The following is a 13,222-nucleotide window of genomic DNA, read 5'->3' on the forward strand; positions in this document are numbered from 1 at the left end:
GTTTATCAGAATTTACAGCTGGTCAACAGGGGTCTTGGTGCGGTCTGCGTTGTAAACGTAGAAGCCCTTGCCGCTCTTGCAGCCCAGGTTGCCGCCACGGACCATCTTACGGATCAGCGGGCAGGCACGGTACTTGCTGTCGCCGGTCTCCTTGTACAGCACATCCATGATGGCCAGGCAGATATCCAGGCCGATGAAGTCGCCCAGCTCCAGGGGACCCATGGGGTGGTTGGCACCCAGCTTCATGGCAGTGTCAATGCCGGCGATATCGGAAACGCCTTCCATCTTGATGAAGGCTGCTTCGTTGATCATGGGGATCAGGATGCGGTTGACAACGAAGCCTGCAGCCTCATTGACCTGAACCGGCTGCTTGCCGATGGCAACAGAGATCTCCTTGATCTTCTCAACGGTCTCAGCGGGAGTGTTGCAGCCTGCGATGACCTCGATCAGCTTCATGCGGTCTGCGGGGTTAAAGAAGTGCATGCCGACCAGCGGACGGCTAACGCCCTTGCCGATCTCGGTGATGGACAGAGAAGAAGTGTTGGAAGCGAAGATGCACTCGGGCTTGCAGATCTTATCCAGCTCGCCGAAGGTGGTCTGCTTGACCTTCATATCCTCAAAAGCAGCCTCAACGACCAGATCGCAGTCAGCGCACAGGTCTTCCTTCAGGCCCGGGGTGATGGCAGCAACGATAGCGTCTGCCTTTTCCTGCGTCATCTTTCCCTTGGCAACCAGCTTCTCGTAGCCCTTCTTGATCTTTGCCAGACCATTCTCGGCCCACTCCTGCTTGATGTCGCACAGAGCAACGGTGTTGCCCTCAACCTGTGCAAATGCCTTTGCGATGCCCTGGCCCATGGTGCCAGCGCCGATAACACCGATCTTCATAGGAAACCTCTCCTTTAATATCAAAAATTATGTAGTAATGGATTAGTTGTTGGTGAACACTGCCTTGGGCTTCGGCTTCTCACGGCTCAGGAAGCAGGCCATGCCTTCCTTCTGGTCGTGGGTCTCGAAGCAGCTGCCGAACAGCTTTTCCTCGACCTCAACAGCCTTCTCGATGGGCAGGCTGATGCCGCCGTTGATTGCCTTCTTGCAGTTGCGTACAGCGATGGGTGCATTCTTTGCGATCTTGCCGGCCAGCTTCAGCACGTTCTCCATCAGTTCAGCCTGAGGATACACAGCGTTCACCAGACCAATACGCAGAGCCTCGTCCGCCTTGATGTTCAGTGCAGAGTAGACCAGCTGCTTTGCCATACCCATGCCGACCAGACGTGCCAGACGCTGGGTGCCGCCGAAGCCCGGGGTGATGCCCAGACCCACTTCCGGCTGGCCGAACACAGCGTTGTCAGAGCAGATGCGGATGTCGCAGCTCATAGCCAGCTCGTTGCCGCCGCCCAGTGCAAAGCCGTTCACGGCTGCAATAACGGGGATGGGGAAGCTCTCGATCATCAGGAACACATCATTGCCCAGCTTGCCGAAGGCCTCACCCTCTGCCTTGGTCATGGTGCTCATGGAACCGATATCTGCACCTGCCACGAAGCTCTTATCGCCTTCGCCGGTCAGAACGATGCAGCGGACAGTCTCCTGATCCACAGCCTCAAAAGCTGCCTTCAGGTCTGCCAGAACTTCGGGATTCAGGGCATTCAGTGCCTTGGGGCGGTCGATGGTAATGATCTCAACTGCACCCTGCACCTCGGTTTTTACAAATGCCATTGTGAAAACCTCCTATTCAAATCTTATCAATTATCACAAACAGCCCCCGGACGGAGGAAAGGCTCTCCGGTTCCCTTCCCCGTCCGGGTCTGTCATTCAGTCAGGATTCCAAGAGGTGGAACTTAGTCCATCTCAACGATGGTAGCGCAGCCCATGCCGCCGCCGATGCACAGGGTAGCCAGGCCCTTGTGTGCACCGCGATGCTTCATAGCATACAGCAGGGTGACCAGGATACGAGCGCCGGAAGCGCCGACCGGGTGGCCCAGAGCAATTGCGCCGCCGTTGACGTTCACCTTGCTCATATCAAAGTTCAGAGCCTGGCTGACAGCCACAGACTGAGCAGCAAATGCCTCGTTGGCCTCGATCAGATCCATGTCAGCAACAGTCAGGCCGGTCTTTGCCATGACCTTCTTGGTAGCGGCGATGGGGCCCAGGCCCATGACTTCGGGCTCAACGCCTGCCAGAGCACCGGCGACCCAGGTAGCCAGAGGCTTCACGCCCAGCTCCTTTGCCTTCTCCTCGCTCATGATGACCAGAGCAGCAGCGCCGTCATTGATGGCGGAAGAGTTGCCGGCGGTCACAATGCCGTCCTTGGTGAAAGCGGGCTTCAGGGTGCCCAGCTTCTCGACCGGGGTCAGACGGGGGCCTTCATCGGTATCAAACACGGTGTCGCCCTTCTTGCCCTTGATCACAACAGGAACGATCTCTTCCTTGAAAGCGCCGTCCTTGATGGCCTTGTCAGCCTTGACCTGGCTGTTGTAGGAGAACTCGTCCAGCTGCTCACGGGTGATGGGGCTGTAGCCGTACTTCTTCTGGTAGGTCTCGTTGGTGCAGACGTTCTCAGCGGTCATGCCCATGTGCTTGTTGAAGCCGCATGCATCCCACAGAGCGTCGTTGACCATGGTATCGACCAGCTCGCTCTTGCCCATGGGAGAACCCATGCGGTAGCCGTAGCGGCCCTTCATCATTGCGAAGGGAGCCATATCCATGTTCTCCATGCCGCCTGCGACCACGATGTCGGCATCGCCGGCCTCGATCATCTGGGCAGCCATGTTCACGCAGTTCAGACCGGAACCGCACACCACGTTGACGGTGACAGCCGGGGTCTCGATGGGCAGGCCAGCCTTCAGGGAAGCCTGACGAGCAACGTTCTGGCCCAGACCAGCCTGGATAACGCAGCCCATGTAAACATGATCAACCTGCTCAGGTTTGACGTTTGCGCGGTTCAGAGCTTCCTTGATGACGATGGAGCCCAGCTCAGCTGCGGGAACGTTTGCCAGGGTGCCGCCGAACTTGCCAATAGCGGTACGGCATGCAGATGCGATAACGATCTTTTTCATGTGAATAGCCTCCTGAATTGTGTATTGTTACTTTTCGTAAGCCATTTTATCAAAACGCCTGTGGGCGTTTCTGCAAATTAGATTTCGGGGTCTTTCCCCTGCCGGATCAGCGCATACTTTTCGTTGACGGCCTTTTCCACGTTGGGCGTCACGAACTTGCTGATGTCGCTGCCGTAGTACGCTGCCTCTTTTACAATGGTGGAGGAGAGGTAGCTCCACTTGATGCTGGTGGCCAGGAACATGGTCTCGATGCCGGGCATCAGTGCGTGGTTGGTCTGCGCCAGCTGGATCTCATTTTCGAAGTCAGTGACCGCCCGCAGGCCCCGCACCATCACGGAAGCGTGTTTCTTTTTGGCGAACTCCACGGTCAGGCCGTCAAAGCTCTCCACGCTGACGTTCGAGATGCCCTTGCAGCACTCCTGCAGCATGGCCACCCGCTCCTCTACGGTGAACAGGGGGTGTTTTGCACTGTTGATGAGCACCGCAACGATCAGGTGATCGTTGATCTTCGCGGCACGCTTGATGATATCAAGGTGCCCTTTGGTGACCGGGTCGAACGAACCCGGGTAGACTGCTGTTGCCATCGGCGTTTCCTCCTTGAGCGCTGTGAAAAGCGCATTTTGGTTCTGCCATGATAGCACTTTCCAGTTCTGGGTGCAAGCCTTGCCGTTTTGGAGCGCGTCTTATCGTTAATTTTTAAACAATCGACGCCGCACTGCCTGGCAGCTGCTTGCTACGCTATAAGTAAACCACATCGTCAAAATTTTATCAAGTCTTTTTGCAAAGATTTTTGTTTTAGTCGTACCAAACAATTGTCCAAAAAAGCTACAAATTTTGTCCATATTGCCAGTCGGCCAAAATTTTCACGATAAACTATTGATTCTGCACATTGTTAATGTTATAACTAAGTTACGCAGGTCTGCTGCTGGTCCCCGGCCTTCCCCGGCTGTGTTCAGGATAGCATCCGGCTGTGTCAGCCTTGTGTTGGAAATGCCAACAGATGGTAAACATCCTGCAAAGATTTGTCCGAACAGGAAGGGTAAATGATAAATTTACAATTCCTTTATGTTATTATAGGAGAGGATGGTTTATAATGGATTTTACGGAACTGTATGCTCAGAAGAAGATGACCGCCGCGCAGGCTGCCGCTCTGGTCAAAAGCGGTGACTGGGTGGACTACGGCTGGGCTGTGAATACCCCCGTTGCCGTGGACGCCGAGCTTGCAAAGCGCCTGCCGGAGCTGGAGAACGTCAACTTCCGCGGCGGCATCCTGATGTGGGTGCCCGCGATCTTCCAGATCGACGACCCCGCTGCCCACATGACCTGGAACAGCTGGCACATGGGCGGCATTGAGCGCAAGGCCATTGCACAGGGCTTCTCCTTCTACAGCCCCATCCGCTACTCTGAGCTGCCTCGCTACTACCGCGAGAGCCCGGATCCGCTGGATGTGGCAGTGTTCCAGGTGACCCCCATGGACGAGCACGGCTACTTCAACTTCGGCCCCAGCGCCTCGCACCTGGGTGCCGTGTGCGAGAAGGCCAAGAAGATTATCGTGGAAGTCAACAAGAACATGCCCCGCTGCCTCGGCGGCATGGAGAACTGCATCCACATCTCCCAGGTCACCGGCATCGTGGAGGGCGACAACCCGCCCATCGGCCAGATGGCCGCACCCGGTGCTGCCACTGAGGTCGATCTGAAGGTGGCAAACCTGATCGTTCCGCAGATCCCCAACGGTGCCTGCCTGCAGCTGGGCATCGGCGGTATGCCCAACGCCATCGGCAGCCTGATCGCCCAGAGCGACCTGAAAGACCTGGGCGTGCACACCGAGATGTACGTGGACGCCTTCGTGGACATCGCCAAAGCCGGCAAGATCACCGGTGCCCGCAAGCAGCTGGACAAGGGCCGCCAGGTCTACGCCTTCGGTGCCGGCACCCAGAAGATGTACGACTATCTGAACGATAACCCGGAGTGCATGTCCGCCCCCGTGGACTACACCAACGATATCCGCAGCATCTCCGCACTGGACAACTTCATCTCCATCAACAATGCCGTGGACATCGACCTGTTCGGCCAGGTGAACGCCGAGACTGCCGGCATCAAGCAGATCTCCGGTGCAGGCGGCCAGCTGGACTTCGTGCTGGGTGCCTACCTTTCCAAGGGCGGCAAGAGCTTCATCTGCCTGTCTTCTACCTTCTTTAATAAGAAGACCGGCCAGCTGGAGAGCCGCATCCGTCCCACCCTGGAGAATGGCAGCGTCGTCACCGACACCCGTGCCAACATCCACTATCTGTGCACCGAGTACGGCTGCGTGAACCTGAAGGGCCTGACCACCTGGGAAAAGGCCGAAGCCCTCATCAATGTGGCACATCCCGACTTCCGTGAGGACCTGATCAAGGAAGCCGAAAAGATGCATATCTGGCGCAGGAGCAACAAAGTTTAATCAGTGTCGCGGGGATTCCTGCTTCCCGCGGCAGGAATGGAGTTTGTCATGATGGACAAAAAACCGCACATCAAACCCTATCTGTACGCGATGCTGGCCGGGTTCGGAGCGATCTCCCTGAGCATCATCTTTTTCTTCCTGATCTACCGCTTTGACGGCTTCGGCGACGCTATCTCGACGCTGACAAGCATCCTGATGCCCTTCATCTACGGTGCCGTCATCGCATACCTGCTCAAGCCGGTGTGCAACACCATTGAAGGCTTTCTGCGCCGGTTCATCCCGGAAAAGATGAAAGGGCTCATCAACGTTCTGTCCGTAGCACTCACCATCCTGTTTGGTCTGCTGCTGATCTACGCGCTGGTCATGATGATCGTGCCGCAGCTCATTACCAGCGTGACCTCCCTGTACTACACTGCGCAGCGCAACTTTGCAAAGTTCGTGCAGTGGGCAAACCATGTGGAGTTTATTGAAAACAACGAAACCATCATGAGCCTGCTGAACTCCGCCTACAATACCATGACCACCAATCTGGACACATGGATCAAGAACACCCTGCTGCCCTCCATGCAGAACATTGTGAGCGGCGCAGCCATTGGTGTGCTGAACGTAGTGACGGTGGCCAAGAACCTGATCATCGGCATCATCGTGGCGGTGTATATGCTGGCCAGCCGCAAGCGGTTCGTGCAGCAGGGCAAGCTGGTGCTGCACAGCATCGTCCGCCCCCGCTGGGCGCAGCTGATCACCGAGGAAGTGAAGTACGCTGACCGGATGTTCGGCGGCTTTATCAACGGTAAGATCATGGATTCCGCCATCATCGGCGTGCTGTGCTACATTGGCTGCTCGATCTTCAAGTTCCCCAGTGCACTGCTGGTGTCGGTCATCATTGGTGTGACCAACGTCATCCCCTTCTTCGGCCCGTTCATCGGTGCCATCCCGGCCACATTGCTCATCCTCATCCAGGACCCCATCAAAGCGCTGTGGTTCGTGCTGTTCGTGCTGGTTTTGCAGCAATTGGACGGCAACATCATCGGCCCCAAAATCCTGGGCAACACCACCGGCCTTTCCAGCTTCTGGGTACTGTTCGCCATCCTGCTGTTCGGCGGCCTGTGGGGCTTTGTGGGCATGATCGTGGGCGTGCCGCTGTTCGCCGTCATCTACGATGTGATCAAAAAGCTGGTCATCCACGGCCTGCGCCGCAACGATGAGCTGGACCTGCTCAGCACCTATCATGACAAGTTTGGCGACCCGGACGACGATGTTCCGGCCGCAGCACCCGCTGCCCCGGAACCGCCCGCTGAGAAACCGTAACCGTATCTTCCCTGCCCCGTGCCCAAAAAGGCGCGGGGCTTTTCTATTGTGTATCGCATTCGCGGCGTACAAAGGCCCCGCACTCTTTCGAGCGCGGGGCCTTTGCCTTGTCTATATGATGCCTTGCTGATTACTTTTCAATGGGCTGCGAGGGCTTCCAGTCCTTATAGTTCTCGTAGCGGCTCTCACGGATCTTGGTGTGGGACCAGATCTCGTCGGCGGTGGGCTGCCAGTTGGCGGCGTAGCTCTTGCACTTCTCGCACAGGTGCTCCACCGTCTCGGGGGACTGCAGGTCGGTGCTGTGGGCACCGGTCTCGTGCACCATCTTCTGCAGCAGCTCGGGGTTCTCCAGCATCGGGCAGGGACGCAGGTGGTTCTTGTTGAAGGGCTGGCCGTTGTGGTAAGCCATGAACAGCGGGCTGTGCAGGATCTCCAGAATGCTCTGGTCGTGGATGTTGGCATTGGAGTAGTGGATGAACACGCAGGGCTCTGCGTCACCGGCCGAGTTGATGTGGAAGTAGTTGCGGCCGCCGGCAATGCAGCCGCCCACGAACTCGCCGTCGTTCTGGAAGTCCATGGGGTAGAACGGGATATCACACTCAGAGGAACGCAGGTAGCGGATGCGCTTGATCATGTACTGGCGCTGCTCCGGGGTGGGCATCAGCTCCGGCGCCGCATCGTTGCCCACCGGCATGTAGTGGAAGTAGAAGCCAAAGTGAGCCCCCTTCTCGCACAGGAAACGCATGAACTCGTCGTTGGTGACGGCCTCGATGTTGTCGCGGGTGTAGCAGATGGAGGTGCCGAACACGATGCCGTGCTCCTTGAGCAGGTCCATGGCGTGCATGACAGCGGCATAGTGGCCGTCGCCGCGGCGGGCGTCGTTGGTCTCCGGGGTGCCCTCGATGGACAGCATAAAGGCGATGTTGCCCAGACGCACCACCTCTTTGCAGAAGGGCTCGTCGATGAGGGTGGAGTTGGTGTAGATGGCAAACTGCACATCGTTGTGCTTCTCGGCCAGCTTGAGGATATCGGCCTTGCGCACCAGCGGCTCGCCGCCGGTCAGCATGTACAGATACACGCCCAGCTCCTTGCCCTGGGTGATGATCTTGTCCATATCATCAAAGCTGAGGTTGTTCTTATGGCCGTACTCACCGGCCCAGCAGCCCACGCAGTGCATGTTGCAGGCGCTGGTGGGGTCGAACAGGATCAGCCAGGGGATGTTGCACTGGTACTTGATGCGGTTCTCGCGGATCATCTTGGTGCCGCGGAAGAAGGCCTCGTAGCCCAGGTTCAGCGCCATGGTGCGGGCCACGTTGGGGTCGGTCTGGTCCAGCACGCAGTTGATCAGTTTGGACCACTTGCTGTCCGGGTCGGTCAGGGTCTGCTTTGCGTGCTCGTAGGTCTCATCGCTGAAGGCCCCGCCGTAGAACTGCTTTGCCACGTCCACCAGCTGGCCCATGGTCTTCTGACGATCTTTATCGGCATGAGAAAGCACCACGTCCACCATCTTGCCGACGGCGGCGCGCTGCATTTTATGTGTCAGATTCTCAATCGAAGTATTCATTATCCTTTTCCTCCAAGCGATATGTTCGGAAATCCTTTTTTATTGCTGACATCATACCATTTTTAAGGCAAACCTGCCATAAACAGAAAAAGCACCGTGATGGAAAACCCATCACGGCGCAGATTATGATAAAATTTTGCCGCGCAGGCCTTCGTTCAGTTCTCCTGCACCATGTGTATTTTGTTGCTGGCCAGACGGCACAGCGCCCGGCGCATATCGCCCTGCAGCATCCGCCCCATACGTTCCACGATCACCGCCGGGTCGGTCTTCATGTCCCGGCGCACCCATTCCAGCACCACGCCCACCAGCGCGTATTTGTAGAAATCCACCACGAACTGCTTGTCATCGTCCTGCACGGTGATATCGCGGCACTCGCGGTCGGCAAAGTCCTTCAGCATCGGGTCCAACATTTTATAAAGGTACTGTTCCACCTGCTCCCGCCCCACTGAGCGGTATACGTTCAGCACCAGCACCTTGTTCTCCTGGATCTGGTGCAAAATGTCCAGAAAAGCTTCCGTCCAGGTCTCAAAGCTCTGGCGGCCTTCCAGCGCCTTCGCGGCATCCTCCACGAGAATCCAGTCCACCAGGTCGTAGATATCCTTGAAATGGTAGTAGAAGGTCATGCGGTTCACGCCGCAGTCCTCGGTGATATCATTGATCGTGATCTTGTTCAGGGGCTTTTCCAGCAGCAGCTTTTTCAGCGATGCCTCCAGTGCCCGTTTGGTTGTCTGTGACACAAAAACCATCCTTTCCCGGCAGAGTGTCTCCCTGCCGTGTGCGGTTGAATCCCGTGAGAAGATTGTCCATATCTTATTTTACCGCAAAAGTGCACAGTATTTCAAGTGTCCTTTTGGGCTGTTTTTTGAATTCTTTGTAAGATTTTCCACCCTGCATCGCAAAACGTCGGGTTCCTCCGTGAAGTGTGCCATACGGCATCGGTATGGCTGCCATGCTGTTTTCCGCCGCCGCAAAGGGCACTTCAGCCAAATAAAGCCTTTCCTTCCGGCCCCGGAATCGTCAATTCCACGAGCCTGAGCAAAAATGCAGCAAAGGCCCTTGATTTTACCCCTCCATGCGCTTAGAATGGGAGCAAGCAGACGTGAAATGCCTGCCATAAGGGAGGGTATGATTTATGATGGATACCATTGGTTTTCTGGGCTGCGGCAACATGGGCGGTGCCATCGCCCGCGCCGTGTGCAAGGCCGTTGACCCGAAGAAGGTCTTTCTGGCAAACCGTACCGCGGCCAAGGCGCAGGCCCTTGCCAAGGAGCTGGGCTGCAAAACAGCCACCAACGCCGAAGTGGCCGGGGGGTGCGATCTGATTTTTCTGGCCGTAAAGCCCCAGATGATGGAAGCGCTGCTCCAGCCGCTCAAGTTCACGCTGGACGAGCGCCCGGAGCGCTTCGTGCTGTGCAGCATGGCGGCAGGCCTTTCCATCGCCCGCATCCAGGAGATGGCCGGTGAAGATTTCCCGGTCATCCGCATCATGCCCAACACTCCGGCTTCGGTGGGCGAAGGCATGATCCAGTATTGCTCCGCCAACGTCACCGCCGAGGAAGAACAGGAATTTTTGAAGATCATGGCCCCGGCAGGCCGTCTGGACGCTGTGCCGGAAAGCCTCATCGACGCGGCCAGCTGCGTTTCCGGCTGCGGCCCGGCATGGGTGTATCAGTTCATTGAGGCACTGGCCGACGGCGGCGTGGCCTGCGGCCTGCCCCGTGCCAAAGCACAGGAATATGCCGCCCAGATGGTGCTGGGCAGCGCAAAGCTGGTGCTGGAAAGCGGCAAACACCCCGGCGAGCTCAAGGACGCCGTGTGCAGCCCCGGCGGCAGCACCATTCAGGGCGTCCGCGTGCTGGAGGAGCACGGCCTGCGGGGTGCCGTGATGGACGCAGTGATCGCGTCGTACAATAAAACGAAGGAAATGGGAAAGGGTTAACGGAAACATGCGCATCGTTGTGAAAGTAGGCACTTCTACCCTGGCATACGCCACCGGGCGGCTGAACATCCGCCACACCGAACAGCTGGTCAAAGTGCTCAGCGACCTGAAAAACGAGGGCCACGAGGTCATTCTGGTATCCTCCGGTGCCATCGGCATGGGCGTGGGCAAGCTGTCGCTGCCTGCCCGCCCCAAGGACACCACCACCAAGCAGGCCTGTGCCGCTGTGGGTCAGTGTGAGCTGATGTACACCTACGACCGGCTGTTCAACGCCTACAACCACACTGTGGCGCAGATCTTGCTCACCGGCGTGGACGTGGAGCACACCGAGCGGCGCGTGAACTTCCAGAACACCCTGTCCCGCCTGCTGGAGCTGGGTGCCCTGCCCATCATCAATGAGAACGACACCGTTGCCACCGACGAGATCACCTCCATCGGCGACAACGACACGCTGGCCGCCATCGTGGCCTGCTGCGCCAAGGCAGACCTTTTGGTGCTGCTGAGCGACATCGACGGCCTGTACACGGCCAATCCTCACACCCACCCGGATGCAAAGCTCATCCCACTGGTGGAGGAGATCACCCCTGAGGTGATGGCGCTGGCCGATGGGGCCGGTTCGGCCCTCGGCACCGGCGGCATGGCCACCAAACTGCGTGCCGCCCGCATGGTGACCGGCAGCGGCGCAGACATGGTCATCGCCAACGGCGCACACCCGGAGCTTTTGTACGACATCGCTGCAGGCAAGCCCGCAGGCACCCGTTTTGCAGGCCATAAGGAGGTCTGACCTATGACAACACAGCAAATTTTGGAAGCCGCCCGCAGCGCCAAAGGTGCGCTGGCACTTGCTTCCAACGCCGCACGCAACACCGCCCTGCTGGGCATGGCAGACGCTTTGTGCGAGGCACAGAATCAGGCCGCTATCCTCGCCGCCAACGCCGAGGATATGGCTGCCGCCAAAGGACACATCAGCGATGTGATGCTGGATCGGCTGGCCCTGACCAAACAGCGCATCGAGGCCATGGCCCAGGGCATCCGGGAAGTGGCTGCCCTGCCCGACCCGGTGGGCAAGGTGCTGCGCCGGGTGGAGCGGCCCAACGGCCTGGTCATCGAAAAGACCGCCGTGCCCATGGGCGTCATCGCCATCATCTACGAGAGCCGTCCCAACGTGACCAGCGACGCCGCAGCCCTCGCCATCAAGAGCGGCAACGCCTGCATCCTGCGCTGCGGCAAGGAAGCCTGGCGCAGTGCCCACGCCATCGTCACCGCTCTGCGACAGGGCCTGCGCAAGGCCGGTCTGCCCGAAACAGCGGTGTGCCTGATCGAGGACACCACCCACGCTTCGGCCAACGCCTTGATGACCGCTGTGGGCTATGTGGACCTGCTGATCCCCCGCGGCGGTGCCGGGCTCATCCGCGCCTGTGTGGAGAACGCCAAAGTCCCCTGCATCCAGACCGGCACCGGCATCTGCCATGTGTACGTGGACGACACTGCCGATCTGAACAAGGCGCTGGACATCATCGAGAACGCCAAGGCCAGCCGCCCCAGTGTGTGCAACGCCGAGGAAGTGTGTCTGGTGCATTCTGCCATCGCGGCGGAGTTTTTGCCGCGTCTCGCGCAGCGTCTCGGCCCGGACCGCGCGGCCCGGGGCCTGCACCCGGTGGAACTGCGGCTGGATGCGCGCGCTGCGGCCCTCATCCCGGGCACCCCGGCCGGGCCGAAGGACTTCGACACCGAGTTTCTGGATTACATCCTGGCCATCAAGGTGGTGGACAGTGTAGAAGATGCCATCGGCCACATCGCCGAGCACTCCACCGGTCACAGCGAAGCCATCCTGACCCGGACGCCTGCCCACGCCGATCTGTTCACGACAGCTGTGGACAGCGCCGCCGTCTATGTCAACTGCTCCACCCGTTTCACCGATGGCGGCGAGTTCGGCCTGGGCTGCGAAATGGGCATCTCCACCCAGAAGCTGCACGCCCGGGGCCCCATGGGGCTGGAAGAACTGTGCAGCTACAAGTACGTCATCCACGGCAACGGACAGATTCGCTGACCGGCGCGTGCGTCATTTGTCCATTTGTTCCTTTCTTGATACAATTTTTTGAAAAGTTTTTTCTCCTGCAGACCGATGCAGCCCGCTTCGGTCTGCTTTTTTGTTTTTCGCGTGCAAGTTGTATTCATCCGAAAAACAATTTTTGGATCATGTTTTCACTTTTTTATAAAATCTTGCTCTGTTGCATGGAGGATTGTATCCAACAATTCTGCATTTATCACAAAGTTAAAGTATTACTTTCCCGGTTTTACACGGTAAAAATGCCAAAAAACCTCTTGACAAGCCCTATATCGGTGCGGTAAAACTATATCGGAAAATTTGATAACGATTTCACCTGCTTTTCATTCAATCGTATAAAACCGTCCGCCGCTCACAACACTATACTGAGAACAAAGGAGAGAGCATTATGACCATCGCCATTCTTGCACACGATTCCCGCAAAGAGCTTGCGCTGCAGTTCTGCACTGCTTACAGCGCCATTTTGTCCAGAAATACCGTCATTGCCACCGGCACCACCGGACGGATGCTGGCACAGGCGACCGGCCTGCCCGTGCACTGCTATCTCTCCGGCAAACTGGGCGGCGTACAGCAGATCACCTCCCGCGTTGCCTGCGACGAAGTGGACCTGGTGCTGTTCTTCCGCGACCCGCTGAAGGCAGATGCCGCCAGCATCACCGAGCAGAACCTGCTCCGCCTGTGCGATATGCACAGCGTGCCCATCGCCACCAACATTGCAACTGCCGAGGTCCTGCTGCGCGGCATGGATCAGGGCGACCTGGATTACCGCGAAGGGATGCATCCGGCTCTCGTGGAGCCGATGCCCGCAGCCATGCCCCGCCGCGTAACGGCCTGAGTTTTGTGTATAGAG

At 57.9% G+C, this 13,222-nt stretch carries 13 protein-coding genes; 6 read left to right on the forward strand and 7 right to left on the reverse strand.

Features of this window, described 5'->3' with window-relative positions; translation table 11 throughout:
* Positions 1-12: 12 nt before the first annotated feature.
* The 4 genes from CGS49_RS12955 to coaD all read right to left on the reverse strand — a co-directional run bounded on the left by CGS49_RS12955 (position 13) and on the right by coaD (position 3,637).
* Complete coding sequence (locus CGS49_RS12955) at positions 13-885, reverse strand: 3-hydroxyacyl-CoA dehydrogenase family protein (RefSeq protein ID WP_005940172.1); 873 nt, start codon at positions 883-885, stop codon at positions 13-15.
* A 42-nt stretch (positions 886-927) separates the two neighbouring features.
* Positions 928-1,713: an enoyl-CoA hydratase-related protein gene (locus tag CGS49_RS12960; protein WP_097774828.1), complete on the reverse strand. Its 786-nt coding sequence runs from the start codon at positions 1,711-1,713 to the stop codon at positions 928-930.
* Between the two features lie 122 nt (positions 1,714-1,835).
* Positions 1,836-3,053, reverse strand: a complete 1,218-nt coding sequence (locus tag CGS49_RS12965) for an acetyl-CoA C-acetyltransferase (protein WP_097802203.1) — start codon at positions 3,051-3,053, stop codon at positions 1,836-1,838.
* A gap of 77 nt (positions 3,054-3,130) precedes the next feature.
* The gene (coaD, locus tag CGS49_RS12970; protein WP_097802204.1) at positions 3,131-3,637 is read right to left on the reverse strand and encodes a pantetheine-phosphate adenylyltransferase; all 507 of its coding nucleotides are present in this window, start codon (positions 3,635-3,637) and stop codon (positions 3,131-3,133) included.
* A gap of 509 nt (positions 3,638-4,146) precedes the next feature.
* On the opposite strand from coaD, the gene CGS49_RS12975 reads away from it, so the two are divergent.
* Positions 4,147-5,493, forward strand: coding sequence for a butyryl-CoA:acetate CoA-transferase (locus CGS49_RS12975; protein ID WP_097802205.1), 1,347 nt, complete (start codon positions 4,147-4,149; stop codon positions 5,491-5,493).
* A gap of 48 nt (positions 5,494-5,541) precedes the next feature.
* On the forward strand, positions 5,542-6,801 hold the full coding sequence (locus tag CGS49_RS12980; RefSeq protein ID WP_179859082.1) for an AI-2E family transporter: 1,260 nt from the start codon (positions 5,542-5,544) through the stop codon (positions 6,799-6,801).
* Between the two features lie 130 nt (positions 6,802-6,931).
* Here the strand turns inward: CGS49_RS12980 and CGS49_RS12985 are convergent, their stop codons facing one another.
* The 3 genes from CGS49_RS12985 to CGS49_RS14245 all read right to left on the reverse strand — a co-directional run bounded on the left by CGS49_RS12985 (position 6,932) and on the right by CGS49_RS14245 (position 9,352).
* Positions 6,932-8,365 carry a radical SAM/SPASM domain-containing protein gene (locus CGS49_RS12985; RefSeq protein WP_097802207.1) on the reverse strand — a complete coding sequence of 478 codons (1,434 nt, stop codon included), beginning with the start codon at positions 8,363-8,365 and terminating at the stop codon, positions 6,932-6,934.
* A gap of 155 nt (positions 8,366-8,520) precedes the next feature.
* A complete protein-coding gene (locus CGS49_RS12990) occupies positions 8,521-9,102 on the reverse strand; it encodes a TetR-like C-terminal domain-containing protein (RefSeq protein WP_097802277.1) in 582 nt (193 codons plus the stop codon).
* A gap of 73 nt (positions 9,103-9,175) precedes the next feature.
* Positions 9,176-9,352 (reverse strand): hypothetical protein, encoded by a 177-nt coding sequence (locus CGS49_RS14245; protein WP_179859083.1) that lies wholly within the window; start codon positions 9,350-9,352, stop codon positions 9,176-9,178.
* 145 nt (positions 9,353-9,497) lie between these two features.
* Between CGS49_RS14245 and proC the strand changes: the two genes are divergently transcribed.
* From proC to CGS49_RS13010, 4 genes are all read left to right on the forward strand, one after another.
* Entirely contained in the window at positions 9,498-10,304 is an 807-nt protein-coding gene (gene proC / locus CGS49_RS12995) for a pyrroline-5-carboxylate reductase (RefSeq protein WP_097802208.1), read from the forward strand.
* 7 nt (positions 10,305-10,311) lie between these two features.
* Positions 10,312-11,088, forward strand: a complete 777-nt coding sequence (proB, locus tag CGS49_RS13000; protein WP_097802209.1) for a glutamate 5-kinase — start codon at positions 10,312-10,314, stop codon at positions 11,086-11,088.
* A gap of 3 nt (positions 11,089-11,091) precedes the next feature.
* Positions 11,092-12,354 (forward strand): glutamate-5-semialdehyde dehydrogenase, encoded by a 1,263-nt coding sequence (locus tag CGS49_RS13005; protein WP_097802210.1) that lies wholly within the window; start codon positions 11,092-11,094, stop codon positions 12,352-12,354.
* Positions 12,355-12,760: 406 nt separating this feature from the next.
* A complete protein-coding gene (locus CGS49_RS13010; RefSeq protein ID WP_097802211.1) occupies positions 12,761-13,207 on the forward strand; it encodes a methylglyoxal synthase in 447 nt (148 codons plus the stop codon).
* Positions 13,208-13,222: the final 15 nt, after the last annotated feature.

Source organism: Faecalibacterium langellae (assembly GCF_002549775.1).
GTDB lineage: Bacteria > Bacillota > Clostridia > Oscillospirales > Ruminococcaceae > Faecalibacterium > Faecalibacterium langellae.